This is a genomic window from Ruminococcoides intestinihominis (assembly GCF_040096285.1).
GTDB lineage: Bacteria > Bacillota > Clostridia > Oscillospirales > Acutalibacteraceae > Ruminococcoides > Ruminococcoides intestinihominis.
Genome location: NZ_JBBMEY010000016.1, coordinates 21,316 through 44,351 on the forward strand (window position 1 = coordinate 21,316; position 23,036 = coordinate 44,351).

General features: G+C 37.8%; 41 protein-coding genes and 5 tRNA genes. 41 read left to right on the forward strand and 5 right to left on the reverse strand.

Annotated features, from left to right (window positions below; all coding sequences use genetic code 11):
- The first annotated feature begins 223 nt into the window (after positions 1 to 223).
- On the forward strand, positions 224 to 718 hold the full coding sequence (locus tag WMO18_RS05705) for a CarD family transcriptional regulator (protein ID WP_022505684.1): 495 nt from the start codon (positions 224 to 226) through the stop codon (positions 716 to 718).
- Positions 719 to 873: 155 nt separating this feature from the next.
- Here the strand turns inward: WMO18_RS05705 and WMO18_RS05710 are convergent.
- The 4 genes from WMO18_RS05710 to WMO18_RS05725 all read right to left on the reverse strand — a co-directional run bounded on the left by WMO18_RS05710 (position 874) and on the right by WMO18_RS05725 (position 1,639).
- Positions 874 to 958 (reverse strand) — tRNA-Tyr (locus tag WMO18_RS05710).
- A 37-nt stretch (positions 959 to 995) separates the two neighbouring features.
- Positions 996 to 1,071 (reverse strand) — tRNA-Thr (locus WMO18_RS05715).
- Between the two features lie 372 nt (positions 1,072 to 1,443).
- Positions 1,444 to 1,528 (reverse strand) — tRNA-Tyr (locus WMO18_RS05720).
- Positions 1,529 to 1,563: 35 nt separating this feature from the next.
- Positions 1,564 to 1,639 (reverse strand) — tRNA-Thr (locus WMO18_RS05725).
- A gap of 194 nt (positions 1,640 to 1,833) precedes the next feature.
- Between WMO18_RS05725 and WMO18_RS10960 the strand changes: the two genes are divergently transcribed.
- The 8 genes from WMO18_RS10960 to WMO18_RS05760 all read left to right on the forward strand — a co-directional run bounded on the left by WMO18_RS10960 (position 1,834) and on the right by WMO18_RS05760 (position 6,293).
- Positions 1,834 to 2,157 carry a DUF5658 family protein gene (locus WMO18_RS10960; protein ID WP_353845842.1) on the forward strand — a complete coding sequence of 108 codons (324 nt, stop codon included), beginning with the start codon at positions 1,834 to 1,836 and terminating at the stop codon, positions 2,155 to 2,157.
- Positions 2,158 to 2,246: 89 nt separating this feature from the next.
- Positions 2,247 to 2,323: transfer RNA gene (locus WMO18_RS05730), tRNA-Arg, on the forward strand.
- Between the two features lie 23 nt (positions 2,324 to 2,346).
- Positions 2,347 to 2,763, forward strand: coding sequence for a hypothetical protein (locus tag WMO18_RS05735; RefSeq protein WP_211147114.1), 417 nt, complete (start codon positions 2,347 to 2,349; stop codon positions 2,761 to 2,763).
- A gap of 4 nt (positions 2,764 to 2,767) precedes the next feature.
- Positions 2,768 to 3,571, forward strand: coding sequence for a hypothetical protein (locus WMO18_RS05740; RefSeq protein ID WP_022505535.1), 804 nt, complete (start codon positions 2,768 to 2,770; stop codon positions 3,569 to 3,571).
- A gap of 123 nt (positions 3,572 to 3,694) precedes the next feature.
- Positions 3,695 to 4,225, forward strand: coding sequence for an HD domain-containing protein (locus tag WMO18_RS05745; protein ID WP_348982007.1), 531 nt, complete (start codon positions 3,695 to 3,697; stop codon positions 4,223 to 4,225).
- 10 nt (positions 4,226 to 4,235) lie between these two features.
- Positions 4,236 to 4,982 carry a putative ABC transporter permease gene (locus WMO18_RS05750; protein ID WP_211147113.1) on the forward strand — a complete coding sequence of 249 codons (747 nt, stop codon included), beginning with the start codon at positions 4,236 to 4,238 and terminating at the stop codon, positions 4,980 to 4,982.
- A 58-nt stretch (positions 4,983 to 5,040) separates the two neighbouring features.
- Positions 5,041 to 5,619 (forward strand): phosphatase PAP2 family protein, encoded by a 579-nt coding sequence (locus WMO18_RS05755; RefSeq protein ID WP_022505532.1) that lies wholly within the window; start codon positions 5,041 to 5,043, stop codon positions 5,617 to 5,619.
- Between the two features lie 8 nt (positions 5,620 to 5,627).
- Entirely contained in the window at positions 5,628 to 6,293 is a 666-nt protein-coding gene (locus WMO18_RS05760; protein WP_211147112.1) for an LbetaH domain-containing protein, read from the forward strand.
- A gap of 68 nt (positions 6,294 to 6,361) precedes the next feature.
- Here WMO18_RS05760 and WMO18_RS05765 read toward each other — a convergent pair whose 3' ends face one another.
- Positions 6,362 to 6,877 (reverse strand): cob(I)yrinic acid a,c-diamide adenosyltransferase, encoded by a 516-nt coding sequence (locus WMO18_RS05765; protein WP_022505530.1) that lies wholly within the window; start codon positions 6,875 to 6,877, stop codon positions 6,362 to 6,364.
- Between the two features lie 691 nt (positions 6,878 to 7,568).
- Between WMO18_RS05765 and rpsJ the strand changes: the two genes are divergently transcribed.
- The 32 genes from rpsJ to rplQ all read left to right on the forward strand — a co-directional run bounded on the left by rpsJ (position 7,569) and on the right by rplQ (position 22,833).
- Positions 7,569 to 7,880, forward strand: a complete 312-nt coding sequence (gene rpsJ / locus WMO18_RS05770) for a 30S ribosomal protein S10 (RefSeq protein WP_022505528.1) — start codon at positions 7,569 to 7,571, stop codon at positions 7,878 to 7,880.
- Between the two features lie 73 nt (positions 7,881 to 7,953).
- On the forward strand, positions 7,954 to 8,586 hold the full coding sequence (gene rplC / locus WMO18_RS05775) for a 50S ribosomal protein L3 (protein WP_022505527.1): 633 nt from the start codon (positions 7,954 to 7,956) through the stop codon (positions 8,584 to 8,586).
- Positions 8,587 to 8,602: 16 nt separating this feature from the next.
- Positions 8,603 to 9,226 (forward strand): 50S ribosomal protein L4, encoded by a 624-nt coding sequence (gene rplD / locus WMO18_RS05780; protein WP_022505526.1) that lies wholly within the window; start codon positions 8,603 to 8,605, stop codon positions 9,224 to 9,226.
- Positions 9,223 to 9,513, forward strand: a complete 291-nt coding sequence (gene rplW, locus WMO18_RS05785; protein WP_022505525.1) for a 50S ribosomal protein L23 — start codon at positions 9,223 to 9,225, stop codon at positions 9,511 to 9,513. Before rplD ends, rplW begins: the two co-directional genes overlap by 4 nt.
- Before the next feature lie 98 nt (positions 9,514 to 9,611).
- Complete coding sequence (rplB, locus tag WMO18_RS05790; RefSeq protein WP_022505524.1) at positions 9,612 to 10,445, forward strand: 50S ribosomal protein L2; 834 nt, start codon at positions 9,612 to 9,614, stop codon at positions 10,443 to 10,445.
- 21 nt (positions 10,446 to 10,466) lie between these two features.
- A complete protein-coding gene (rpsS, locus tag WMO18_RS05795; protein ID WP_022505523.1) occupies positions 10,467 to 10,739 on the forward strand; it encodes a 30S ribosomal protein S19 in 273 nt (90 codons plus the stop codon).
- 18 nt (positions 10,740 to 10,757) lie between these two features.
- Positions 10,758 to 11,093 (forward strand): 50S ribosomal protein L22, encoded by a 336-nt coding sequence (rplV, locus tag WMO18_RS05800; protein WP_022505522.1) that lies wholly within the window; start codon positions 10,758 to 10,760, stop codon positions 11,091 to 11,093.
- Between the two features lie 15 nt (positions 11,094 to 11,108).
- Positions 11,109 to 11,780, forward strand: coding sequence for a 30S ribosomal protein S3 (gene rpsC, locus WMO18_RS05805; RefSeq protein WP_022505521.1), 672 nt, complete (start codon positions 11,109 to 11,111; stop codon positions 11,778 to 11,780).
- On the forward strand, positions 11,780 to 12,196 hold the full coding sequence (gene rplP, locus WMO18_RS05810) for a 50S ribosomal protein L16 (protein ID WP_022505520.1): 417 nt from the start codon (positions 11,780 to 11,782) through the stop codon (positions 12,194 to 12,196). Before rpsC ends, rplP begins: the two co-directional genes overlap by 1 nt.
- Positions 12,196 to 12,393 carry a 50S ribosomal protein L29 gene (gene rpmC, locus WMO18_RS05815; protein WP_022505519.1) on the forward strand — a complete coding sequence of 66 codons (198 nt, stop codon included), beginning with the start codon at positions 12,196 to 12,198 and terminating at the stop codon, positions 12,391 to 12,393. Before rplP ends, rpmC begins: the two co-directional genes overlap by 1 nt.
- Positions 12,394 to 12,406: 13 nt before the next feature.
- A complete protein-coding gene (rpsQ, locus tag WMO18_RS05820; RefSeq protein ID WP_022505518.1) occupies positions 12,407 to 12,664 on the forward strand; it encodes a 30S ribosomal protein S17 in 258 nt (85 codons plus the stop codon).
- 29 nt (positions 12,665 to 12,693) lie between these two features.
- Positions 12,694 to 13,062 (forward strand): 50S ribosomal protein L14, encoded by a 369-nt coding sequence (rplN, locus tag WMO18_RS05825; RefSeq protein ID WP_022505517.1) that lies wholly within the window; start codon positions 12,694 to 12,696, stop codon positions 13,060 to 13,062.
- A 16-nt stretch (positions 13,063 to 13,078) separates the two neighbouring features.
- Entirely contained in the window at positions 13,079 to 13,399 is a 321-nt protein-coding gene (rplX, locus tag WMO18_RS05830) for a 50S ribosomal protein L24 (RefSeq protein WP_022505516.1), read from the forward strand.
- Positions 13,400 to 13,413: 14 nt separating this feature from the next.
- Complete coding sequence (rplE, locus tag WMO18_RS05835) at positions 13,414 to 13,953, forward strand: 50S ribosomal protein L5 (RefSeq protein WP_022505515.1); 540 nt, start codon at positions 13,414 to 13,416, stop codon at positions 13,951 to 13,953.
- Positions 13,954 to 13,965: 12 nt separating this feature from the next.
- Complete coding sequence (locus WMO18_RS05840) at positions 13,966 to 14,151, forward strand: type Z 30S ribosomal protein S14 (RefSeq protein ID WP_022505514.1); 186 nt, start codon at positions 13,966 to 13,968, stop codon at positions 14,149 to 14,151.
- A 12-nt stretch (positions 14,152 to 14,163) separates the two neighbouring features.
- Complete coding sequence (gene rpsH, locus WMO18_RS05845; RefSeq protein WP_022505513.1) at positions 14,164 to 14,562, forward strand: 30S ribosomal protein S8; 399 nt, start codon at positions 14,164 to 14,166, stop codon at positions 14,560 to 14,562.
- Positions 14,563 to 14,574: 12 nt separating this feature from the next.
- Positions 14,575 to 15,117 (forward strand): 50S ribosomal protein L6, encoded by a 543-nt coding sequence (gene rplF, locus WMO18_RS05850; RefSeq protein ID WP_138157183.1) that lies wholly within the window; start codon positions 14,575 to 14,577, stop codon positions 15,115 to 15,117.
- 18 nt (positions 15,118 to 15,135) lie between these two features.
- Positions 15,136 to 15,495: a 50S ribosomal protein L18 gene (gene rplR, locus WMO18_RS05855; RefSeq protein ID WP_022505511.1), complete on the forward strand. Its 360-nt coding sequence runs from the start codon at positions 15,136 to 15,138 to the stop codon at positions 15,493 to 15,495.
- Positions 15,496 to 15,513: 18 nt separating this feature from the next.
- Positions 15,514 to 16,011, forward strand: a complete 498-nt coding sequence (gene rpsE, locus WMO18_RS05860) for a 30S ribosomal protein S5 (RefSeq protein WP_022505510.1) — start codon at positions 15,514 to 15,516, stop codon at positions 16,009 to 16,011.
- 17 nt (positions 16,012 to 16,028) lie between these two features.
- On the forward strand, positions 16,029 to 16,196 hold the full coding sequence (gene rpmD / locus WMO18_RS05865) for a 50S ribosomal protein L30 (protein ID WP_408638764.1): 168 nt from the start codon (positions 16,029 to 16,031) through the stop codon (positions 16,194 to 16,196).
- Between the two features lie 16 nt (positions 16,197 to 16,212).
- A complete protein-coding gene (rplO, locus tag WMO18_RS05870) occupies positions 16,213 to 16,656 on the forward strand; it encodes a 50S ribosomal protein L15 (RefSeq protein ID WP_022505508.1) in 444 nt (147 codons plus the stop codon).
- The gene (gene secY / locus WMO18_RS05875; protein WP_211147109.1) at positions 16,657 to 17,961 is read left to right on the forward strand and encodes a preprotein translocase subunit SecY; all 1,305 of its coding nucleotides are present in this window, start codon (positions 16,657 to 16,659) and stop codon (positions 17,959 to 17,961) included. It abuts the gene before it with no gap.
- A gap of 15 nt (positions 17,962 to 17,976) precedes the next feature.
- The gene (locus WMO18_RS05880) at positions 17,977 to 18,606 is read left to right on the forward strand and encodes an adenylate kinase (protein ID WP_022505506.1); all 630 of its coding nucleotides are present in this window, start codon (positions 17,977 to 17,979) and stop codon (positions 18,604 to 18,606) included.
- A 12-nt stretch (positions 18,607 to 18,618) separates the two neighbouring features.
- On the forward strand, positions 18,619 to 19,377 hold the full coding sequence (gene map, locus WMO18_RS05885) for a type I methionyl aminopeptidase (RefSeq protein WP_022505505.1): 759 nt from the start codon (positions 18,619 to 18,621) through the stop codon (positions 19,375 to 19,377).
- Between the two features lie 7 nt (positions 19,378 to 19,384).
- Positions 19,385 to 19,618 (forward strand): KOW domain-containing RNA-binding protein, encoded by a 234-nt coding sequence (locus tag WMO18_RS05890; RefSeq protein ID WP_022505504.1) that lies wholly within the window; start codon positions 19,385 to 19,387, stop codon positions 19,616 to 19,618.
- On the forward strand, positions 19,618 to 19,836 hold the full coding sequence (infA, locus tag WMO18_RS05895; protein WP_022505503.1) for a translation initiation factor IF-1: 219 nt from the start codon (positions 19,618 to 19,620) through the stop codon (positions 19,834 to 19,836). Before WMO18_RS05890 ends, infA begins: the two co-directional genes overlap by 1 nt.
- 39 nt (positions 19,837 to 19,875) lie before the next feature.
- The gene (rpmJ, locus tag WMO18_RS05900; protein ID WP_022505502.1) at positions 19,876 to 19,989 is read left to right on the forward strand and encodes a 50S ribosomal protein L36; all 114 of its coding nucleotides are present in this window, start codon (positions 19,876 to 19,878) and stop codon (positions 19,987 to 19,989) included.
- Between the two features lie 35 nt (positions 19,990 to 20,024).
- A complete protein-coding gene (rpsM, locus tag WMO18_RS05905) occupies positions 20,025 to 20,393 on the forward strand; it encodes a 30S ribosomal protein S13 (RefSeq protein WP_138157188.1) in 369 nt (122 codons plus the stop codon).
- 13 nt (positions 20,394 to 20,406) lie between these two features.
- Positions 20,407 to 20,799 carry a 30S ribosomal protein S11 gene (gene rpsK, locus WMO18_RS05910; RefSeq protein WP_022505500.1) on the forward strand — a complete coding sequence of 131 codons (393 nt, stop codon included), beginning with the start codon at positions 20,407 to 20,409 and terminating at the stop codon, positions 20,797 to 20,799.
- Between the two features lie 21 nt (positions 20,800 to 20,820).
- Positions 20,821 to 21,423, forward strand: coding sequence for a 30S ribosomal protein S4 (gene rpsD / locus WMO18_RS05915; protein ID WP_022505499.1), 603 nt, complete (start codon positions 20,821 to 20,823; stop codon positions 21,421 to 21,423).
- A 68-nt stretch (positions 21,424 to 21,491) separates the two neighbouring features.
- Positions 21,492 to 22,445 carry a DNA-directed RNA polymerase subunit alpha gene (locus WMO18_RS05920; RefSeq protein WP_022505498.1) on the forward strand — a complete coding sequence of 318 codons (954 nt, stop codon included), beginning with the start codon at positions 21,492 to 21,494 and terminating at the stop codon, positions 22,443 to 22,445.
- A 46-nt stretch (positions 22,446 to 22,491) separates the two neighbouring features.
- Positions 22,492 to 22,833, forward strand: a complete 342-nt coding sequence (rplQ, locus tag WMO18_RS05925; protein WP_022505497.1) for a 50S ribosomal protein L17 — start codon at positions 22,492 to 22,494, stop codon at positions 22,831 to 22,833.
- Positions 22,834 to 23,036: the final 203 nt, after the last annotated feature.

The following is a 23,036-nucleotide window of genomic DNA, read 5'->3' on the forward strand; positions in this document are numbered from 1 at the left end:
TTTTAATTATATCAGTGGTTCTCTAATTTGTCAATAATTAATTGTTTATTTTTTGTGCATTTTTCTGTAAAATTAAGGGCTTTTTCGCAAGAAATTTTACTTTTAAAGGTATGTGAAATTTTTTTAAAATGTGATATAATATATACGTAAGAAATATATGAGTAATAAATCGAATTATTAAGAAGCTCAGACTGAACAGTGTTATTTGAATGGAGAATGAAAGATGTATCAAGAGGGTGACAAGGTAATCAACAGCAATGGTGTTGCCTGTGTAATTGACAGAATTGAAAGAATGAAGATGCCTCATAGCAAGATTAGAAAAAATTACTATGTTATGCACGATATTCAGAAAAGTGATAATGTTTATTACATACCACAAGAAAATGAAGAGAATATGCGTTCGCCAATGACTAAAGCAGAGGCAGAGGGGTTGATTGACAATATTCCTCAAGTCGATCCTATTGATGTTAAATTTGATAGGTTTAGAGATGAAGCATATAGAAAATGTATGAAAGAGGCTACTCCGGAAGTACTGGTTGCTATGCTAAAGTACTTTGTCGCCAGAAAGAAAAAGCGTCAGAGAGTAGGGAAGAGCCTTTCTGCTATTGATGAAAAGTATATGAGAATTTCATCAAGAAATCTATTTTCGGAACTTTCTTGTTCAATGGATATTTCTGTTGAGGAAGCTGAAAACCTTGTGTATGGTAATTTCTCATAATTACTCAATCTAATATTAAATTAGGACTATCGTTTGATAGTCCTTTTATTTTGCATAATTTGCATAAAATTATTATATTTGGCTGAAAAGATAACCGAATAAAAATAGATATATAGATATAAAAAATAAGAACCATTCAAACGAACAGTTCTTATTGGTGGGAGATGGTGGATTCGAACCACCGAAGGCGTTGCCAGCAGATTTACAGTCTGTCCCCTTTGGCCACTCGGGAAATCTCCCATATTATAAAGCCTACTATATTAAGTAGGCTTGTTTTTGGAGCTGGTGGACGGACTTGAACCCCCGACCTGCTGATTACAAATCAGCTGCTCTACCAACTGAGCTACACCAGCTTATGTAGTTTTCTCAGTAATTTGAGTTCCAAATTACTGACGCTCCATTACTATACCACAATAATAATCTGTTGTCAAGAAAAAATTGAAAATATTTTGATTTTTGTTTGTTTATGAGAGAAGTTTGTTCAATTATGTCTGTGGGTAAAGATTAATCAGTTCTGCAAATTAGTTTTCAATTTTGTTTTTGCGTATATAGATAGGTTATTCAATAAATTGAAAAAAGTTTCTTATGGATTAGCACAATTAAAATTAAAAAACTAATTTGTCACAATAAACATAGGGAGAGAGTGATAAATTACGATAATAATAAAGATAAAGAAAATAAAAAATGCAAAAAAATAAGAACCATTCAAACGAACGGTTCTTATTTGGTGGGAGATGGTGGATTCGAACCACCGAAGGCGTTGCCAGCAGATTTACAGTCTGTCCCCTTTGGCCACTCGGGAAATCTCCCATATATAAAGCCTACTGTATTTAGTAGGCTTGTTTTGGAGCTGGTGGACGGACTTGAACCCCCGACCTGCTGATTACAAATCAGCTGCTCTACCAACTGAGCTACACCAGCTTATGTAGTGTTTTGTGTTAGTGAACTTTCCGTATCTCTAACGCTCCCTTACTATACCATATGGAAAAATTTTTGTCAACAATTTTTTTGAATTTTTTTAAATCTTTTTTAATTCTTTTTAAAGAAAAGTATTTTTTATTGGCTTTTAGTTACACTATAGTGAGGTGAAAAGTGTGAATATAACTGGGCTACAGGTGGCTAATTGTCGAAGAAAATTATTATTATTATTTTTTTTAAATATATCCGATTATCTCTGCACAATTACAATAATTCAGTACAATGGATTTAAAGAAATAAATCCTATAATGATTTATCTGCTGGAGAAACCTATGTTTTGCTTTATGATAAAGTGTGTTTTGCCTTTATTATTGGTGGGTTATATTTTTTATGCCATTAAGAATGCATCGGATAATCTGATTTTTATAGTAAATATTGTAATGTTTGTTGTGGTAGTGTTTTACTTGCTGATTAACATTATGCACATAATTAATTTTATAGTTTTGTTCAATATGTACTAAAAGTGTTTTAGAAAATTTGCAAAACATAATCATAATTCTTTTAAAGCACGAAACAACCTTATACTATGATATAATGATTTCATAAAAATCCACCTGTAGCGTACTTGGATAACGCATCAGATTCCGATTCTGGGGATAGCAGGTTCGAGTCCTGTCAGGTGGACCATTAAAAATAAGGAGGTTGGTGTTATGATAAAGAAAATTAGCACTCTTGCTATTTGCGATTTTGTTTTGGCTCTAATCATATATGCCAGAGTAAACCTTAAGAATGCACTTCTTTCTGAAATAACCACATATACAAGCAGAGAAACTGCTAATCAAGTTTTAACTAACAGTAATTTTGTAGTAGTCATAACACTGGCCCTTGTAGGTGCAGTAATAAGTGTTATGGTTTTATCAAGTACAAAAAACATTCCACAGCTTTTGATGGATATACTTTTCATTGGTGTTGTTGGTGTGGTACTTGCTTTGTGGTGGAAAGTCCTTGCAGTTACCGGTTGGGGATATTTCTGTAGTTATCAAGAACTAATGACCTATGTAGGCTCATTTATGGTTGGTGCTTGTATATTAAAACTTATTACATATATTTTCCGTAAAAGGATTTGATTGTATGGGGATTATAAGCAATATAAAAAATAAATATAAAGTAAATAAAAATATTTTGTGGGCAATTAATGGCATACTGACTGCTATTACAACGGTTTATAGTGGATACATAATTTATTCTTGTTTTCCAATTGTAAAGGGAAGCATTGCTCTAATTACAGTAGCAACACTATGCATTATTTTTAATTTTCTTTCTTTTTGTCTGAATAGAAAGTATCTTAATACGCCCATTTCAATTTGCTCACTGATTATTATGGCATTATTAACTGCTATATTAGTTATTAACCCTAATTATAATTGGTATATGTGGGTTGAAGTTGCGCTAAATGTTGTTACTGCATTGCTGACTATTATATATCAGTTTGTTGGTGTAAAGATTGGTTGGAAAGAAAATAAGCTGGTGAAAATCGCTAAGGTTAAACTTGACTTTGATTTTAAGCCGGAGGACTTGATTGAAGAATATAAAGTAGCGCTGAATGCTATTGATAAGAAGTATCATTTTGGTGCTAAAGATAGAGAAAAGTTTGAAAAAGAAAAAGAAGAACTTTTGCAGGATACTCACCAAATTTTGAAAGAATTTATCAGTAATGATGAGGTCACTTTGCTTGATAAACTGGAAACACTTTATAAAGCAAAGGCAATTTTGATTATTTCTGAGGACAACTATCTTCTCTGGAAAAATCAGCTTATTAACAACTCAACAGAGATTGAAAGAGTTAAGAAAGAAACAGAAAACCTATACAAAGTAGGTAGTATCAGTGAAGAAGAATACAACCATTGTATGAAACTTCTTGAAGATGAATTTTAAATTAACACTTCAATTTGTTATATATACACAAACGATAATGTATATTGTTTGTGTATTTCCATTTTTTTACTGTTGAAAGAAAAATGAGAAAAATGATATAATAGTAACATATGAGATTAGGAAGTGTTTACAATTAACGATAAGCTGTTGAATTGTTTCGGTATAATTACAAAGTCAGAGATTGATTTGTTTCTTGACTGCATAAGTGATTTGATTGAAAGTGAAGTAGTACAGAAAATGTGTAACTTTACTCAGCATGGAGATACAACAACCTTTGACCATTGTTTGATGGTTTCTTTCAAAAGTTTTCAGTTTTGTAGAAAATTCAATCTTGATTATCGTGCTGCTGCAAGAGGAGGACTTCTTCATGATTTGTTCCTTTATGATTGGCACGATAAGGATTTAGAAATAAACCTTCATGGCTTTTATCATCCGGGAATAGCACTTAGAAATGCTGAAAAAGCCTTTGTTTTGGATGATAAAGAAAAGGAAATTATTAAGAAACATATGTGGCCACTTACAGTTGTGCCACCAAAATGTAGGGAAGCGTATGTCATCTGTTATTTTGACAAGACATGTACCTTAAAAGAAGTTTTCAAAGAATGGGGAGTGTCCTTGCGTAAACTGATGACAAAGGGTTTAGTTAAGAAGTAGGTGGAGAAAAGTGAACTTAGTGCAATATTTTTTAGCGTTTATGTTATATAGCATTATTGGCTGGGCCTATGAAACTGCACTATATACAGTTCAGGAAGGAAGATATATCTCTTCCGGATTTCTAAAAGGTCCTTACTGTCCGATTTATGGTGGTGGGGCAGTAGCAATGGTATTTTGCTTTTATGGTAGAACAGATAATTCTTGGGTGATTTTCTTTGGAGGTATGGCTATTGCTACAATTATTGAATATTTAGTAGCAGTTATACTGGAAAATTGTTTCCATAAAAAATGGTGGGACTATAGCAATATTAGATTTAACTTTCAAGGAAGGATTTGCCTTTTAGGTGCATTGTGTTTTGGTACACTTTGTATGCTTTTATGTAAAGCAGTACATCCTGCTTTTATGAAAATGATTTCTATTATTCCGGAAGATTATCAGTTTTGGTCAGCTATTGTTTTGGCTGTTATCTTTGTATGCGATTATATTTATACAATAGCTATGTTACATAAAACAAAGAAAACTCAGTCAAAAAACAGAGAGGAATACGAAAATGAACTTCCTCAGCTAAATACTCAGGAGTTGTTTTCTAATTTAGGTAACAAGATTAATAGCAAAATTAAGATTAAAGATAGAATTCACTTTGGTGGTATCAGCTATATTATAGAAAAACTAAAATTAAAACCTTTCTATATAGAAAAGGTTGAACCACTATATGCTCCTATTAAGGAGAAGTTTAAAGAATTTAAAGAAAAATAATAATTAACTAAAATGCGAAGATTTTTAGTCTTTGCATTTTTTTCGGTAAGGAGATAAGATGGGATTTTTCGACTATATTACAAAAATTGATTTTAGTATTCTGTACTATATTCAAGAACATTTAAGATGTTCTTTCCTTGATTTCTTAATGCCACTGTTTGGATTTATTCAAGAGGGTGGTATGGTGTGGATTGTAATTTCAATCATACTAATTTGTTTTAAGAAAACAAGATATTGTGGTTTTGCAATTTTACTTGCAATGGGCATAGACACTTTAATAACAGAATTTACACTAAAGAATATTATTTGTAGGGTTCGCCCTTGTAATATAGATTTCTCTATAAAAATGCTTGTTTCAAGACCTGATTCTTATGGCTTTCCATCAAACCATTCAGCAAGTGCTTTTGCAGCAGCAACTGCTTTGCTTGTTACTTTAAAGAAAAAGAGATGGGCTATTTTGGGATATATCCTTGCAACAGCTATTGCCTTATCTAGATTATATGTTTTTGTACATTTCCCATCAGATGTACTTGTTGGTGCTATTGTAGGTTCTTTAATTGCATTGTTGGTATGCTTCTTAATGAAGAAAACAGGTTTTAAAGAATTTTTGATACATAAAAATATTATTGAGAGGTAAAAATTGTAATGGAAAGATTAACAATTAAGAAGTTGTACAATTTAGACGAAACTATTGCAAAAGATTTGTTTGATGGTCTTACATATCCTTGGGAGGCTTTGCCTTTAATTGGTGACTTTATTATTAAGCTAGGTAACACACTTGATCCTGATATTTACGAAAAGAAAGGTGACAACATTTGGATTGCTAAGTCAGCTAAAGTTTTTGACTCAGCATACCTAAATGGTCCACTTATTATTGATGAAGATGCCGAAGTTAGACAGTGTGCATTTATCAGAGGTAATGCTATTGTAGGTAAGGGTGCTACTGTTGGCAACTCTACAGAACTTAAGAATGCTATTCTGTTTAATGGTGTTCAAGTTCCTCACTTTAACTATATTGGTGACAGTATTCTAGGTCATATGTCACATACAGGTGCAGGTTCAATTACATCGAACCTAAAGAGTGACAAAACTCTTGTAACTGTTTTATTAGACGGTAAAAAGGTTGAAACAGGTGTTAAAAAGTTTGGTGCTATGCTAGGAGACCATGTAGAGGTTGGCTGTAATTCAGTTCTGAACCCAGGTACTGTTATCGGTAAAAATACTAATGTATATCCACTTTCATTCGTTAGAGGCTATGTAGCAGAAAACTCAATCTATAAAAGATTAGGCGAGATAGCTGAAAAGTATTAATAAATATAGGACAGGTAGAACAAAGCCCCACATATTATTATGTGGGGCTTTACCTATATATAGTATAGTTAAAATTCAATTCCTTTTCTTGCAGATATACCTCTGTCATAAGGATGAGCAACTTTTCTCATTTCAGTACAGTAGTCAGCAAGTTTAAGTATCTTTTCACTTGGGTTGTGACCGGTTAAAACAATTTCGATATTCTTAGGAGCATTGGCTAAGAAGTCAAAAAGATCACTTTCAGAAAGCATATTGTTTTCAATTGCGATAAATATTTCATCAAAGATAACCATATTGTATTTGCCTACTAATGCTTCCTTAGCACAATACTCAAATGTATTTCTGCAATGTTGACGACATTGCAATTTTTCTTCATCAGTCATATCTCTGACAAACTTAACATGGTCAGGACAAGGAGTAAGGGTAATGTTAGGTATAAGCTCCATTGAGCGTCTTTCACCGGAATCATTGCCTTTTAAGAATTGAGAGAATAGCACCTTCCTGTCGCTACCGGCAGCTCTCATAGCAATACCAACAGCACAGGTGGTTTTACCTTTGCCATATCCATAGTAAATGTGTAGCATATAGCACATTCCTTTCTATATATAATAGTATAAGTTATTTTCTAATATAATAATATATCCCATTGAAAAAATAATCAAGTGTGTTATAATACAAAGAAGGAGTGATTTTATGAATTATCAGAAGAAAAGAAAAAGACAGATGATTATAATTCGTATAGTTGCCATTGTATGTGCAGTGCTTATTTTGGGTTCAGTTTTTGCTGCTGCTTACTTTAGTTAATGAATTTTTTGTAAAATTATTCTTTAAAAGCAGCAAAAATGCCGATTTATAGGGCTTTTAGGGGTGAAAATTCTTTATGTGCAATAAAAATATAATCTTTGTGCATAATACACAAAAACATCTTTAAAATATTTATAAACTTCTAATGATATAATTGTGTAAAAACCTTGAAAAAGCCCATTAAATCTAGTATAATAAGCCTTGCGTGACTGCGATAGATATGCGAAGAAGCGGGAGGTTGCGACAGTTAGTCGGTTTTTCCGTGGAGTATGTCCGATTTTAAACCGGGCGATTAAGTTAAGATTGAGCAAATATTACCCAATAGGGTAACACTATGCTCTTAATGCGCTTTGAACTGCCCGAATGAATAAAATTCATCCGGTTTTTTTAATGCAAGGGTGTGAAACACCCGGATGTGTTATCAGTTAAAAGCACGCCCGCCAACTCAAAACTATTTAAGGAGGCGTTATTATGGCAGTCAAGGAAAAAATTCGTATAAGACTTAAGGGTTACGATCATCAGTTAGTTGATCAATCAGCTGAAAGAATCGTTGCAACAGCCAAGAGAACAGGTGCTAGAGTTTCAGGTCCTGTACCTCTACCAACACAGAAGCAGGTTGTTACAATTCTAAGAGCTGTTCATAAGTACAAGGACAGCCGTGAGCAGTTTGAAATGAGAACTCACAAAAGACTTATCGACATTCTAAGACCATCAAACAAAACTGTTGATGCTCTTATGAAATTAGAACTCCCTGCAGGCGTTGACATCGAAATTAAGTTATAATTTCATTTCAACCTACCGGTAGACAGGGTAAATGTTGGGAAACCAACCAATAACCTAAAAGGAGGAAAACATAATGCAGAAGGCATTAATCGGAAAGAAAGTCGGTATGACTCAGATTTTCGACGAAAAGGGACGTTTCGTTCCTGTAACTGTTGTTGAAGCTGGCCCATGTGTAGTTTCAATGAAAAAGACAGTTGAAAGTGATGGCTACGCAGCAGTTCAGATGGGCTACGGCGATATGAAGCCTCACAAAGTAAACAAGCCTATGAAGGGTCATTTTGACAAGGCTGATGTTGCTCCAAAGAAAGTTCTTAAAGAATTTAGATTTGAAGACACAGATGCTTACAACGTAGGCGACATCATCAAAGCAGATGTTTTTGAAGCTGGTAACAAAGTTGATGTTACTGGTAAGAGCAAAGGTAAAGGCTTTGCCGGCGTAATCAAGCGCTGGAATTTCCAGAGACTTAAGGAAACTCATGGTTCAGGTCCTTGTGTAAGAGACGGTGGTTCAATGGGTTGCTGTTCATCTCCTTCTCGTGTATTCAAGGGTAAGAAGATGGCCGGTCACTTAGGTGCTGAAAAAGTAACAGTTCAGAATCTTGAAATCGTTAAGATTGATGTAGAAAACAACCTCATTGCTATTAAGGGTGCTATTCCAGGCCCTAACAAAGGCTATGTTGTAATCAAAGATTCTGTAAAGGCTTAAGAAAGGGGGACTACAAATGCCAAGTATTAACGTTGTTGATATGAAGGGTTCAAACGCTAAGACAATCGAACTAAACGATTCTATTTTTGCTATCGAACCAAACGAAGCAGTAATGCATCAGATGGTAGTTCTCTATCTTGCTAATCAGCGTCAGGGTACTCAGAGTGCTTTAACTCGTTCAGAAGTATCCGGTGGTGGTAGAAAGCCATGGAGACAGAAGGGCACAGGTCGTGCTAGACAGGGTTCTACAAGATCTCCACAGTGGACACACGGTGGTATCGTATTTGCTCCAAAGCCAAGAGACTACAGCTTCAGTGTAAATAAGAAGGTAAAGAGACTTGCTATGAAGTCAGCTCTATCTTCAAAGGTTGCTGCAGATGAACTTATCGTTGTTGATAAGATCGCTTGTGACGACTACAAAACAAAAACTATGGTTGAGATGCTCAAAGCAATCGGCTCTGAAAAGAAGACACTAATCGTTCTTCCAGAAGTTGATAGCAAAGTTATCAAGTCAGCAAACAACATTCCTGGTGTTAAGACTTGTCAGTATAACGAAATCAATGTTTATGATATTCTAAATGCAGACAAGCTAGTTATCGCTGAGGGTGCAATTGCTAAGATTGAGGAGGTGTACGCATGATCGCTCATGACATCATTATTCGCCCAATCATCACTGAAAAGTCAATGATGGGTATTGCAGAAAAGAAGTACACCTTTGAAGTTGCTAAGACAGCTACAAAGATTGATATTGCTAACGCTGTTGAAGAAGCTTTCAAAGTTAAAGTTGCTAAGGTTAACACAGTTTCTGTTCGTGGCAAACTAAAGAGACAGGGCAGAACACAGGGCTATACAAAGTCTTGGAAGAAGGCTGTTGTTACTCTAACAGAAGATAGCAAGAGCATTGAATTTTTTGAAGGCATGATGTAAGCCTAATTAAGAATTCTAAAAAATTACTAATTAATAGGCAGAATGTATGGGGCTTCACCATAAACCCCGCAAAGCCATCATGAGGAGAGTGAAATCAAATGGCCATTAAGGTATATAAACCGACCACAAACGCACGCCGTAATATGTCGGTTACTGATTACTCATCTCTTTCAAAGGTAGCACCTGAAAAGAGTCTACTACAGCCAATCAAAAAGAATGCTGGTCGTAACTCTTATGGTAGAATTACTGTTCGTCACAGAGGCGGCGGTAACCGTAGAAAGTACAGAGTAATTGATTTTAAGAGACAGAAGTTTGACATTCCTGCAACAGTTAAGACATTAGAATATGATCCTAACCGTTCAGCATTTATCGCACTAATTCAGTATGAAGACGGCGAAAAGTCATACATCATTGCACCGGAAGGTCTCAAGGTTGGCGACACAGTTGTTGCCGGTCCTAGTGCAGATATTAAGCCTGGTAACGCACTACCACTAAGTGCTATTCCAACAGGTACATTCATCCACAATATTGAACTTTACCCAGGTAGAGGTGCCCAGCTAGCTAGATCAGCTGGTAATATGGCACAGCTAATGGCTAAAGAAAACGGTATGGCTCTACTTAGACTACCATCCGGCGAACTAAGAAACGTTCCTGATAACTGTATGGCTACAATCGGTGTTGTAGGTAACTCAGATCACGAAAACGTTAAGATTGGTAAGGCTGGTAGAAAGAGAAATATGGGTTGGAGACCAACAGTAAGAGGTTCTGTAATGAACCCTAATGACCACCCACACGGTGGTGGTGAAGGTAAATCACCAGTCGGTCGTCCAGGTCCATGTACTCCTTGGGGTAAACCTGCTCTTGGTTACAAGACTCGTAAGAACCACAAGGCTTCTGACAAGCTAATTGTAAGAAGAAGAAACGGTAAGTAAGACGGAAGGAGCTAATTTAATATGAGTAGAAGTACTAAAAAAGGCCCTTTTGTCCAGCCTAAGCTGCTCGAAAGAGTCATTGATATGAACGAAAAGGGAGAAAAGAGAATTCTAAAGACTTGGTCAAGAAGTTCAACAATTTTCCCTGAATTTGTAGGTCACACATTTGCAGTCCATGACGGACGTAAGCATGTTCCAGTATATGTAACTGAAGATATGGTTGGTCACAAGCTTGGTGAGTTTGCTCCAACTAGAACATTCAGAGGTCATGCTGGTAGTAAGACATCTAAATAAGCGGAAGGAGTAAGCAAGATGGAAGCAAAAGCATATGCAAAATATGTTCGAATTTCACCTCGTAAGGTTTCAGTTGTACTAAACCTTATCCGTGGTAAGGACGTAAAACTTGCAAAGGCTATTCTCGAGCATACCCCAAAGGCCGCTTGTGAGCCACTACTTAAGTTGCTCAAGTCAGCAGTTGCTAATGCTGAGAATAACCACAGCATGGACACATCTGCACTATATGTTGCAGAATGTTCAGTATCCCAGGGCCCAATTCTTAAGAGAATTAGAGCAAGAGCTCAGGGTAGAGCATTTAGAATTGATAAGAAAACATCTCATATCACTCTAGTGCTAAAAGAGAAAGAATAAAGGAGGTTTGTAGCAATGGGACAGAAAGTTAATCCACACGGTATTCGTGTAGGCGTAATTAAAGACTGGGACTCAAGATGGTTTGCCAGCAAGAAAGATTTCGGCGATACACTTGTTGAAGACTACAACCTTCGTAAGGTATTAAAGAAACAGCTTTATACAGCAGGCATCTCTAAGATTGAAATCGAAAGAGATGGTAAAAAAGTAAGACTTCACATTCACTGTGCTAAGCCTGGTATGATTATCGGTAAAGGCGGTAGTGAAATTGAGAAGCTAAAGGCTCAGTGTGAAAAGTTCTTAAACAAGCCTGTTAACATCAACATTGTTGAAGTTAAGCATCCTGATACAGATGCTCAGCTTGTTGCAGAAAACATTGCACTTCAGCTAGAAAAGAGAATTTCATTCCGTCGTGCTATGAAACAGGCAATCGGCAGATCAATGAAGTTCGGCGCTAAGGGTATCAAGACAATGTGTTCCGGTAGACTTGGCGGTGCAGAAATTGCAAGAAGTGAACAGTATCATGAAGGTACTATTCCTCTACAGACACTTCGTGCTGATATCGACTACGGTTTTGCAGAAGCAAACACAACATACGGTAAGATCGGTGTTAAGGTTTGGATCTACAAGGGTGAAGTAATCGGTAATGTACAGAAGCGTCCAGCTCGTAAAGAAGGAGGCAAGAAGTAATGTTATTACCTAAGAGAGTAAAGTACAGAAGAGTACACAGAGGTCGTCTTACAGGTAAAGCTTACCGTGGTAATAAGGTTACTTACGGTGAATTCGGCCTTCAGGCTTTAGAGCCATCATGGATTACATCAAACCAAATCGAAGCAGCCCGTGTAGCTATGACTCGTTACTGCAAGCGTTTCGGTAAAGTTTGGATTAAGATTTTCCCAGATAAGCCGGTTACAGCAAGACCTGCTGAAACTCGAATGGGTAAAGGTAAAGGTAACCCAGAATATTGGGTAGCTGTTGTTAAGCCAGGCAGAGTTATGTTTGAACTTGGTGGTGTTGACGAAGCTACAGCAAGAGAAGCTATGCGTCTTGCTGCTAATAAGCTACCTATTAAGTGTAAGTTTGTTACAAAGGAGGTTGAACAGTAATGACATCAAAGGAAATTAGAGAACTTTCTACTGAAGAACAGCAGACTAAGCTAAAAGACTTGAAGGAAGAACTATTCAACCTTCGTTTTCAGCTTGCTATTAATCAGCTAGAAAACCCAACAAGAATTAAGGCAGTTAAGAAAGATATTGCTAGAATTTCAACAATTCTTCGTGAAGATGAATTAGCTGAAGCTTAAGGAGGATACAACAATGAGCGATAGAAATTACAGAAAAACTGTTGTCGGCAAGGTTGTATCTGACAAAATGGATAAAACCATTGTCGTTGCAATCGAAGACAGCGTAAAGCATAAGCTTTATAATAAGATTGTTAAGAGAACTGTTCGCTATAAAGCACATGATGAAAATAACACAGCAGGTGTAGGCGACAGAGTAAAGATCATGGAAACTCGCCCACTCTCTAAGGATAAGAGATGGAGACTAGTCGAGATCATTGAAAAAGCTAAATAAGTTAGCTTGAGAAAAAGGAGGAACACACTGTGATTCAACAGCAGACTTATCTCAAGGTAGCCGACAATACTGGCGCTAAGGAACTTATGTGCATTCGTGTTCTCGGTGGTACTAAGAGAAGATATGCCAACATTGGCGATGTTGTAGTTGCTTCTGTAAAGAAAGCAACACCAGGCGGCGTTGTAAAGAAGGGTGATGTAGTTCGTGCAGTAGTTGTACGTTCTGCTAAGGGTGTTCGTCGTGAAGACGGCACATACATCCGTTTCGATGAAAACGCAGCTGTTATTATTAAAGATGATAAGAGTCCAAGAGGCACTCGTATTTTTGGACCAGTTGCTCGTGAGCTTCGTGAAAAGGACTTCACAAAGATCCTTTCTCTAGCTCCTGAAGTACTTTAATTGGAGGTGTCAAGTTATGAATAATAAAGTTCATGTTAAAACAGGCGACACCGTTGTAATTATTAGCGGTAAAGACAAAGGCAAGCAGGGTACTGTTATGGCTGTTTCACCAAAGGAAGGCAAAGTTATCGTTGAAAAGTGCAATATGGTAACTAAGCATGTTAAGCCTAGAAGAATGGGTGAAGCAGGTGGTATCCAGAAGGCTGAAGGTGCTATGTATGCATCAAAAGTTCAGCTAGTATGCCCAAGATGCAAAAAGCAGACTAGAGTTGCTCACAAGATTAACGCTGACGGCTCTAAGGATCGTATTTGCGCTAAGTGTAAAGAAGAAATTTAAAGGAGGATTTCACAGTGGCTAGATTAAAGACTTTCTACAAAGAAGAAGTTGCACCGGCTCTTATGAAGAAATTCTCTTACAAGAGCGTAATGCAGATTCCAAAGCTAGATAAGATTGTTATCAATGTTGGTGCTGGTGAAGCTAAGGAAAACCACAAGGTTATCGACTCAATTTGTACTGACCTTCGTGCTATCACCGGCCAGCAGCCAATGATTTGTAAAGCAAGAAAATCAGTTGCTAACTTCAAACTAAGAGAAGGTATGGCAATTGGTTGTAAAGTAACACTAAGAGGCGACAGAATGTATGAATTCCTAGATCGTCTATTCAATGTTGCTCTACCAAGAGTTCGTGACTTCAGAGGTATTAACGGTAACTCATTTGATGGTCGTGGTAACTATAACATGGGTATCAAGGAACAGTTAATTTTCCCTGAAATCGAATATGATAAGATTGATAAAGTTCGTGGTATGGACATTTGTTTCGTTACTACAGCTCAGACAGATGAAGAGGGCCGTGAGCTACTAAGCTTAATGGGCGCTCCATTCACAAAGTAAGGAGGAATAGTTGTGGCTAAGACAGCAATGAAAATCAAACAGCAGAAAGAGCCTAAGTACTCTACAAGAAAGTACTCTCGCTGCAAAATCTGCGGCAGACCACATGCTTACCTCCGTAAGTACGGTATTTGCCGTATCTGCTTCCGTGAACTCGCTTATAAGGGTGAGATTCCAGGCGTTAAGAAATCAAGCTGGTAAGGAGGTAAAGTTATGCAGATTACTGATACAATTGCAGACTTACTTACAAGAATTCGTAATGCAAGTTCTGCTAAACACGATACAGTTGACATTCCAGCATCAAACATGAAGAAGGCTATTTGCCAGATTCTTGTTGATGAAGGTTATGTTAAAGAATTTACTACAATGGAAGATGGTAAGCAGGGCGTAATTAAGGTAACACTTAAGTACACTGAAGATAAGACTCCTGTAATCACAGGTCTTAGAAGAGTTTCAAAGCCAGGCTTACGTATTTACAGCAATGCAGAAAACCTACCAAAGGTTATGAAGGGCCTTGGTATCGCTATCATCTCAACTTCTAAGGGTATCATGACAGACCGTCAGGCTCGTAAAGAAAATATCGGTGGCGAAGTTCTTGCATTTGTTTGGTAAGGAGGTGCCGAGATGTCTCGAATTGGAAGAAAACCTATAAATATTCCCGCTGGCGTTACTGTTTCAGTAAACGAAGGCGTTGTAACTGTTAAGGGTCCTAAGGGTGAATTAACTCAGAAGGTACACCCAAATATGACAGTTGAAATCAATGGTGATGTTGTTGAAGTTAAGCGTCCTAATGACGACAAGCTAAACAGAAGCCTACATGGTCTTACTCGTTCTTTAATCCACAATATGGTTATCGGCGTTACAGAAGGCTACAAGAAGGAACTAGAAGTTAACGGTGTTGGTTACAGAGTTCAGAAGCAGGGTAACAAAGTTGTTATGAACCTAGGTTTCTCTCATCAGGTAATTGTTGAAGAAACAGACGACATTAAGATGGAAGTTCCAGATCCTAATAATATCATTGTTCTTGGCTGCGATAAGCAGAAGGTTGGTCAGTTCGCTGCTGAAGTTAGAGAAAAGCGTCCACCAGAACCATACAAGGGTAAGGGTATTAAGTATAAGGATGAAGTTATCCGTCGTAAGGAAGGTAAAGCCGGTAAAGGCAAGTAATTAAGGAGTGAATGACAAATGGTAAAAAGACCTGATACAAAAAAAGCCCGTCTAAATCGCCATAAGAGAGTTCGTGGTAAGATTAGCGGTACTGCAGAATGTCCACGCCTTTGTGTATTCCGTTCTACTAACAACATTTATGCTCAGTTAATTGACGATGTTGCTGGTGTTACACTTGCTGCTGCTTCTACTCTTGATAAGAGCATTAGTGGCAATGGCGGAAACAAAGAGGCTGCAAGAGCAGTTGGTAAGTTAATTGCTGCTAAGGCAGCAGAGAAGAATATCGTTGATGTTGTATTCGACAGAGGCGGTAATATCTATCACGGCCGTGTTAAAGAATTGGCCGAAGGCGCCCGTGAGGGTGGCCTCAATTTCTAAGGAAGGGGAGGAATTACTTTGGCTAATTATGATAGAAATGACGACAGATTTACAGAAAGAGTTGTTACAATCAACCGTGTATCAAAAACTGTAAAAGGCGGTCGTATTTATAAGTTCGCAGCTCTTGTAGTTGTAGGTGATGGCGAAGGTACTGTTGGTTTCGGTATCGGTAAAGCCGGTGAAGTTCCGGACGCTATCAGAAAGGGTATTGAAGATGCTAAGAAGAACCTAATGAAGGTTTCTCTAAGAGGTACAACAATCCCTCATGAAATTATCGGTGAATTTGGTGCAGGTAGAGTTCTTATGAAACCTGCTGCTCCTGGTACCGGTGTTATCGCTGGTGGTCCTGTTCGTTCAGTTGTTGAAGCTGTAGGTATCAAGGACATCAGAACAAAGGCTCTTCGTTCAAATAACCCTTGTAATGTAGTTAGAGCTACACTAGAAGGTCTAAAGAATCTAAGAACAGCTGAAGAAGTTGCTGCTATTCGTGGCAAATCAGTTAAAGAAATTTTATAATAGGGAGGTTGCTAAGAATGAAAATTACTCTAGTAAAAAGCCTTATCGGCACTAAGAAGGATCAGATTGCAACTGCCCATGCACTTGGCCTAAAGAAGATTGGCGACACAACAGAACAGCCAGACAACCCTTCAACACAGGGCAAGATTGCTAAAATTGTTCACCTTATCAAGGTTGATGCTTAAGGGAGGTGCAAGGTAAATGAAATTACATGAACTTTCACCAGTAGATGGTTCTAAAAAGAGCGTAAAGAGAATTGGTCGTGGCCATGGTTCTGGTTGGGGCAAGACTTCCGGTAAAGGTCATAAGGGTCAGAAGGCTCGTTCAGGTGGTAGCATTCGTCCGGGTTTTGAAGGCGGTCAGATGCCACTACAGAGAAGAGTACCAAAGAGAGGTTTCAACAACATTTTCAGAAAGAAGATTGTTGCTCTTAACCTAAAGCAGCTAGAAACTAAATTTGACAACGGTGCTGTTGTTGATGTAGATGCTCTAAGAAACGCTGGCCTTGTAAAGAACTCATTTGACGGTGTCAAGATTTTAGGCAACGGCGAATTAACAAAGAGTTTAACTGTTAAGGTTGATGGTTTCTCAGCAGCTGCAAAAGAAGCTATCGAAAAGGCAGGTGGAAAGGCTGAGGTGATTTAATTGTTTAAGACAATTAGAAACGCTTGGTCTATTCCGGACTTAAGAAAGAAAATCCTTTTCACTTTATTAATAGTTCTAGTATTTAGAATTGGTTCAGTTATTCCTGTTCCATTCTTAGATATGGGTGCTCTAAATACACTAATGAAGGGTGTTGATGATAGCGGTTCAATGCTTAGCTATCTAAACACACTTTCCGGTGGTGCATTCTCAAATGCAACATTGTTTGCAATGGGTGTTACACCATATATCAACAGTTCAATCATTCTACAGCTTCTATGTGTTGCTATTCCTCCTCTTGAAAGAATGGCTAAAGACGGTGAAGTTGGTAGAAAGAAAATCGGTAAGATTACTCGTTATGTAACAGTTATTCTTGGTCTTGTACAAGGTGCAGCATACTTCTGGTACTTATATCGCAGTAATGTTACAGTATATAAGAGTGGTTTTGATCTAGTTTACTCAGCTATCATCATCATTCTTGTATTCACAGCCGGTACTGCCCTAATGATGTGGATGGGTGAACAAATCAACAACTATGGTATTGGTAATGGTATTTCAATCTTACTATTTGCCGGTATCATCGCAAGATTCCCTTACACAATCAGCAGACTAGCCGGTTTCTGGAAAACAGGTCTTGAAGGTTCAACAGAAATGCTTGTTTTCGTTCCACTATGGATTGTAATTTTCCTAGCAGTTATCTGGGTTATTACATTTATGCAGGATTCAGAAAGAAAGATTCCTATTCAGTACGCAAAGCGTGTTGTTGGTAGAAAGATGTACGGTGGTCAGTCAAGTCACCTTCCAATCAAGGTTGCACTTGGTGGTGTTCTTCCAATCATCTTTGCTTCTTCAATCCTATCAATTCCTAGTACAATTCAGATGTTCTGGCAGCCTAAGTCAGGCTTCTGGGTAAGTTTCTTCAATGCGTTTAGCACTGAAGGTTGGCTATATATGGTACTATACTTCATCTTTATTCTTGCTTTTGCTTATTTCTACACAGCTATTCAGTATAATCCTATTGAAATGGCCAATAATCTAAAGCAGAATAATGGTACAATCCCAGGTATCAGACCTGGTCAGCCAACAGTTGAGTTTATTCAAAAGATTCTTTCAAGAATTACACTAATCGGTGCTATGTTCCTAGCTCTTATCGCACTTGTTCCACTAATTTACACAGCTGCGACAGGTATGACAGGACTTTCAATGGGTGGTACATCAGTTATCATCATCGTTGGTGTTGCTCTTGAAACATCAAAACAACTTGAATCCCAAATGATGATGCGTCATTATAAGGGTTTCCTTGATTAATAAACGGAGAAAAAAATGAAGTTAATATTTTTAGGTGCTCCTGGTGCCGGTAAAGGCACACAAGCTGAAATCATCAGCAAAGAATTAAATATTCCAACAATCTCCACAGGAGATATGATAAGGGAAGCGCTGAAAAACGGTACTGAGATGGGACTTAAAGCTAAGTCTTATATGGAATCAGGTGCTTTAGTACCTGACGAAGTTGTAATCGGCATTGTAAAGGAAAGACTTTCAAAGGACGATTGCAAGAACGGCTTTATCCTAGATGGTTTCCCAAGAACTATTCCTCAGGCCGAGGCTCTGGACTCTATGGGTGTTGAAATTGACCTAGTAATTGATCTAGAAGTTAGTGACGACATTATCATTAACAGAATGTCCGGACGCCGTGTCTGTGAAAAGTGTGGTAAGACTTATCACACAATCAACAAGCCTTCAAAAATCGAAGGTGTTTGTGATGTTTGCACAGGTGCCCTTATTCAGCGTAAGGACGACCACATTGATACAGTAAAGACTCGTCTTGAAACATATCATAAGGAAACAGAACCACTTAAGGATTATTACGAAGCACAGGGTAAGCTAAAGCTTATTGACTGTCCAGACTCTATTGACGGTACTACAAAGCTAGTACTTGAAGTACTTAAGTAAGAAGGTTTTAGAATGGTAGTTATCAAATCATCACGAGAACTTCAACAGATGAAAGAGGCTTGCAGAATTTCTGCTAATGCTTTAGTAGTAGCAGGAAAAGCAGTTGAACCGGGTGTTTCAACACTTGAAATTGATACTATCGTCCGCAAGTATATCGAGAAAGAGGGGGCTACCCCTTCCTTTCTCGGATATGGTGGATTTCCTGCAAGTGCATGTATATCAGTAAATAATGTGGTTATCCATGGCATACCTAGCAAGAAACAGATCCTTAAAGAGGGTGACATTGTTAGTGTTGACGTTGGTGCTTTTATTGACGGTTTCCACGGTGACAATGCTTACACTTTTAAATGTGGCAAGGTTAGTGCTGAAGCTGAGGCACTTTTAAAGGCTACAGAGGAAAGCTTGTATGAAGGTATCAAACAAGCAAAGGCCGGTAATCGTGTTGGCGATATTGGCTCAGCTGTTCAGAAGTATGTCGAAGATCGCAGTTACTCGGTTGTACGAGATTTTGTCGGCCACGGAGTAGGTGCGAAACTACATGAAGACCCTAGTGTACCTAACTATGGTACTGCCGGAAGAGGCGTAAGACTAATTCCCGGTATGACTATTGCAATCGAACCTATGGTTTGTGCAGGTGACTATAAGGTAAAGGTTATGCCTGACGAGTGGACAACAGTAACTTGTGACGGTAGCCTTGCTGCTCATTTTGAGCATTCCATTGCCATTACTTCCGATGGTCCACAAATCCTAACAATTCCTGACTTAAAGTGAGGTAAGGATGATTAAAGAAGGATCAATCGTAAAAGCAAAGGCAGGTCGTGATAAAGACGATTTGTTCGTTGTAGTTGGTATTGATGGTAGTTATGCTTACATTGCCAACGGCAAAAGAAGAAAAGTGGAGAAACCTAAGAAAAAGAAGTTGATTCACTTACAGCATACAAATGGATGTGCAAAAACTTATAAAACTAATCCACAAATAAAAAACAGTATTAAAGAGTTCGGAGGTTTATAATGTCTAAGCAAGATGTTATAGAAGTAGAAGGTACAGTAACTGAAGCTTTACCAAATGCTCAGTTTAAGGTTGAACTACAGAACGGTCATGTTATTTTGGCTGTTATTTCAGGTAAATTAAGAATGAACTACATTCGTATTCTACCGGGTGATAAGGTTACAGTGGAGATGTCTCCATACGACCTGACAAGAGGAAGAATTACTTGGAGAACAAAGTAATTCATTAAATACAAGAATTTAAGAAAGGAATGATACTTAATGAAAGTCAGACCTTCAGTAAAGAAAATTTGCGATAAGTGCAAAATCATCAAAAGACATGGTAAAATCATGGTAATCTGTGAAAACCCAAAGCATAAACAGCGTCAGGGTTAATTAGTAAAAACTTTTAAATTTTATGGAGGTGCACAATGGCTCGTATAGCAGGTGTTGACTTACCAAGAGACAAAAGAGTTGAAATCGGTTTAACTTATATCTATGGTATTGGTAGAAAGACTGCAACAGACATTATTGCAGCAACAGGTGTTAATCCTGATACAAGAGTAAGAGACTTAACTGAAGAAGATGTTTCAAAGTTAAGAGAATATATTGATAAGCATTGTATTGTTGAAGGCGACCTTCGTCGTGACATTGCTTTTGACATTAAGAGACTTATTGAAATTGGTTGTTATCGTGGCGTTCGTCATAGAAAGGGTCTTCCAGTAAGAGGACAGCGTTCTAAGACAAATGCAAGAACTCGTAAGGGCCCACGTAAGACAATGGCAAACAAGAAGAAGTAAGGAGGATTAAGCAATGGCAGCAACTAAGAAGACTGTACGCCGTCGCCGTGATAGAAAGAATATCGAAAAAGGCGCAGCTCATATCCAGTCAACATTTAACAATACTATTGTTACTATTTCTGATACACAGGGCAACGCTGTATCTTGGGCTAGTGCTGGTGAACTAGGTTTCAGAGGTTCTAGAAAATCTACACCATTCGCAGCTCAGTCAGCAGCTGAAACAGCAGCTAAGGCTGCAATGGAACACGGTATGAAATCCGTAGAAGTTTATGTTAAAGGACCTGGTCAGGGTCGTGAAGCTGCAATCAGAGCTTTACAGTCAGCAGGTCTTGAAGTAACAATGATCAAAGATGTTACACCAATCCCACATAATGGATGCCGTCCTCCAAAGAGAAGACGTGTATAGTAGATAGAAGGAGGAATAGTTATGGCAAAGAATATGCAGCCAATCGCTAAGCGTTGTAAGAAGCTTGGTATCGAACCTTCTGTTATGGGTTACAACAAGAAGACTACTAACAGAAACTCTAACGGCAATATGAGAAGAAAGAAGAGCGAATATTGCTTACAGCTTAACGAAAAGCAGAAAGTTAAATTTATTTACGGCATTATGGAAAAGCAGTTCCGTCGTTACTACGACCAGGCTGCTAAGAAGGAAGGTAAGACTGGTACAGTCCTACTAACAACTATCGAACGCAGACTTGATAATGTTGTATTCAGACTAGGTCTTGCTTCTTCAAGAAGAGAAGCTAGACAGCTTGTAAACCACGCTCACTTTACAGTAAACGGTCAGAAGGTAAACATTCCTTCATATATGACTAAACCGGGCGATGTAATCAAGGTTAAGGATAGCAGCCGTTCAAAGGCAAGATTTAAGGAAATTGCAGAAGGCGAAACAAAGTCAATGGTTTCACCTAAGTGGTTAGAAAAAGATGCTGACCTACTTGGCGGTAAGGTTATCGCAATGCCTGAAAGAGATGATATTGACTATCAGGTAGAAGAACATCTAATCGTCGAATTGTACTCCAAGTAATCCACGCATCCGTAGGTTATTAGAAACAGGCACATATATGTGTGCATATATGTTTAGGAGGTTATTTCATGATCGAAATTGAAAAGCCAAGAATTGAAGTTGAAGACCTATCTTCTGACGGCAAATTCGGCAGATTCGTTGTTGAACCACTAGAAAGAGGTTTCGGCAACACACTAGGTAATAGTTTAAGAAGAGTTCTTCTTTCATCCCTTGAGGGTGTAGCTGTTCAGTCAATTAAGATTGACGGTGTGCTTCATGAATTTTCAACAATTCCTGGAGTTAAAGAAGATGTTACTGAGATTGTTCTTAATATGAAAAGCCTTGTTTGTAAGCTAAACGACAATGGTCCTAAGACTGTAGAAATATCTGCAACAGGTCCTTGTGAAGTTAAAGCAAGCAACATTAAGGCTGATAGCGATGTTGAGGTCCTAACTCCGGACCTTCACATTGCAACACTTGGTGAGGGTGCAACACTTAATATGGAAATCACACTAGACAGAGGCAGAGGCTATGTTCCTGGCGAAAAGAACAAGCAGCTTGCCAGTAACAATGTTATTGGTGTACTTCCAGTTGACTCTATTTACACACCAGTATTAAAAGTAAATTACACTGTTGACAACACTCGTGTTGGTCAGATTACTGACTACGACAAGTTAACCCTTGATGTTTGGACAAACGGTGTAATCAATGCACAGGAAGCAGTTTCTCTAGCTGCTAAGGTTCTAACAGAACACCTAAATCTATTTGTTGACCTATCAGATAAGGGTTCAACAACTGAGATTATGGTAGAGAAGGACGACAAGGGTAAGGAAAAGGTTCTTGAAATGACTATTGAAGAACTTGACCTATCAGTTCGTTCATTCAACTGCTTAAAGCGTGCAGGAATCAACACTGTTGAGGATCTTATTTCTAAGAGTGAAGACGATATGATGAAGGTTAGAAACCTTGGTCGTAAGTCACTTGAAGAAGTAATTCAGAAGCTTGAAAGCTTAGGTTTCGGACTTCGTGACGAAGACGAATAATAAAGACACTTATAATTCCAATATTTAGGGTAAAGGAGTGATATAAATGCCAAGAACAAGAAAGCTAGGTAGAGCTACAGATAGCAGAATGGCAATGCTAAGAGCTATGGTAACATACCTATTTGAAAATGGTAAAATCGAAACAACTCTTGCTCGTGCAAAGGATGTTTCTTCAATGGCAGAAAAGATGATCACAGTAGCTAAGGAAGACAATCTTCACAATAAGAGAATGGTTATGGGTTTTGTAACTAAGGAATCAGTTACTCATAAGCTATTCACAGAGATTGCTCCTAAGTATGCAGACAAGAATGGTGGTTACACAAGAATCACTAAGATTGGTCCTCGTCGTGGTGACGCTGCAGAAATGGCTATCATCGAATTACTATAATTTCATTGATACTTTTAAAGGCTTGTCTTTATGACAAGCCTTTTTGTTATGTTCACCAGTTAGTAGTGTGATACCTATGGGATTATCGTTCTGTTTACAGGTGATAAATTAAAAATATCTACATAGGGTAAAGCACCGATATAAAGGATAGTTTGTAACGGCCCACCAATTAAGTGAACATCAAAGATAACGAGTCATAGGCA

Bases quoted from the DNA above. Each gene is read 5' to 3' on its own strand.
- rplB (WP_022505524.1), top strand. From the start codon at position 9,612: ATGGCCATTAAGGTATATAAACCGACCACAAACGCACGCCGTAATATG.
- rplX (WP_022505516.1), top strand. From the start codon at position 13,079: ATGAATAATAAAGTTCATGTTAAAACAGGCGACACCGTTGTAATTATT.
- rpmJ (WP_022505502.1), top strand. From the start codon at position 19,876: ATGAAAGTCAGACCTTCAGTAAAGAAAATTTGCGATAAGTGCAAAATC.
- rplD (WP_022505526.1), top strand. From the start codon at position 8,603: ATGCCAAGTATTAACGTTGTTGATATGAAGGGTTCAAACGCTAAGACA.
- rpmC (WP_022505519.1), top strand. From the start codon at position 12,196: ATGACATCAAAGGAAATTAGAGAACTTTCTACTGAAGAACAGCAGACT.
- rpsD (WP_022505499.1), top strand. From the start codon at position 20,821: ATGGCAAAGAATATGCAGCCAATCGCTAAGCGTTGTAAGAAGCTTGGT.
- infA (WP_022505503.1), top strand. From the start codon at position 19,618: ATGTCTAAGCAAGATGTTATAGAAGTAGAAGGTACAGTAACTGAAGCT.
- rpsQ (WP_022505518.1), top strand. From the start codon at position 12,407: ATGAGCGATAGAAATTACAGAAAAACTGTTGTCGGCAAGGTTGTATCT.
- rplO (WP_022505508.1), top strand. From the start codon at position 16,213: ATGAAATTACATGAACTTTCACCAGTAGATGGTTCTAAAAAGAGCGTA.
- rpmD (WP_408638764.1), top strand. From the start codon at position 16,029: ATGAAAATTACTCTAGTAAAAAGCCTTATCGGCACTAAGAAGGATCAG.
- rplP (WP_022505520.1), top strand. From the start codon at position 11,780: ATGTTATTACCTAAGAGAGTAAAGTACAGAAGAGTACACAGAGGTCGT.
- rpsS (WP_022505523.1), top strand. From the start codon at position 10,467: ATGAGTAGAAGTACTAAAAAAGGCCCTTTTGTCCAGCCTAAGCTGCTC.
- rpsC (WP_022505521.1), top strand. From the start codon at position 11,109: ATGGGACAGAAAGTTAATCCACACGGTATTCGTGTAGGCGTAATTAAA.
- rpsM (WP_138157188.1), top strand. From the start codon at position 20,025: ATGGCTCGTATAGCAGGTGTTGACTTACCAAGAGACAAAAGAGTTGAA.
- WMO18_RS05705 (WP_022505684.1), top strand. From the start codon at position 224: ATGTATCAAGAGGGTGACAAGGTAATCAACAGCAATGGTGTTGCCTGT.
- WMO18_RS05765 (WP_022505530.1), bottom strand. From the start codon at position 6,877: ATGCTACACATTTACTATGGATATGGCAAAGGTAAAACCACCTGTGCT.
- WMO18_RS05880 (WP_022505506.1), top strand. From the start codon at position 17,977: ATGAAGTTAATATTTTTAGGTGCTCCTGGTGCCGGTAAAGGCACACAA.
- WMO18_RS05920 (WP_022505498.1), top strand. From the start codon at position 21,492: ATGATCGAAATTGAAAAGCCAAGAATTGAAGTTGAAGACCTATCTTCT.
- map (WP_022505505.1), top strand. From the start codon at position 18,619: ATGGTAGTTATCAAATCATCACGAGAACTTCAACAGATGAAAGAGGCT.
- WMO18_RS05755 (WP_022505532.1), top strand. From the start codon at position 5,041: ATGGGATTTTTCGACTATATTACAAAAATTGATTTTAGTATTCTGTAC.
- WMO18_RS05735 (WP_211147114.1), top strand. From the start codon at position 2,347: ATGATAAAGAAAATTAGCACTCTTGCTATTTGCGATTTTGTTTTGGCT.
- rpsJ (WP_022505528.1), top strand. From the start codon at position 7,569: ATGGCAGTCAAGGAAAAAATTCGTATAAGACTTAAGGGTTACGATCAT.
- rplR (WP_022505511.1), top strand. From the start codon at position 15,136: ATGGTAAAAAGACCTGATACAAAAAAAGCCCGTCTAAATCGCCATAAG.
- WMO18_RS05890 (WP_022505504.1), top strand. From the start codon at position 19,385: ATGATTAAAGAAGGATCAATCGTAAAAGCAAAGGCAGGTCGTGATAAA.
- rplW (WP_022505525.1), top strand. From the start codon at position 9,223: ATGATCGCTCATGACATCATTATTCGCCCAATCATCACTGAAAAGTCA.
- rplQ (WP_022505497.1), top strand. From the start codon at position 22,492: ATGCCAAGAACAAGAAAGCTAGGTAGAGCTACAGATAGCAGAATGGCA.
- rplV (WP_022505522.1), top strand. From the start codon at position 10,758: ATGGAAGCAAAAGCATATGCAAAATATGTTCGAATTTCACCTCGTAAG.
- rplF (WP_138157183.1), top strand. From the start codon at position 14,575: ATGTCTCGAATTGGAAGAAAACCTATAAATATTCCCGCTGGCGTTACT.
- WMO18_RS05760 (WP_211147112.1), top strand. From the start codon at position 5,628: ATGGAAAGATTAACAATTAAGAAGTTGTACAATTTAGACGAAACTATT.
- rpsK (WP_022505500.1), top strand. From the start codon at position 20,407: ATGGCAGCAACTAAGAAGACTGTACGCCGTCGCCGTGATAGAAAGAAT.
- rplC (WP_022505527.1), top strand. From the start codon at position 7,954: ATGCAGAAGGCATTAATCGGAAAGAAAGTCGGTATGACTCAGATTTTC.
- WMO18_RS05740 (WP_022505535.1), top strand. From the start codon at position 2,768: ATGGGGATTATAAGCAATATAAAAAATAAATATAAAGTAAATAAAAAT.
- rpsH (WP_022505513.1), top strand. From the start codon at position 14,164: ATGCAGATTACTGATACAATTGCAGACTTACTTACAAGAATTCGTAAT.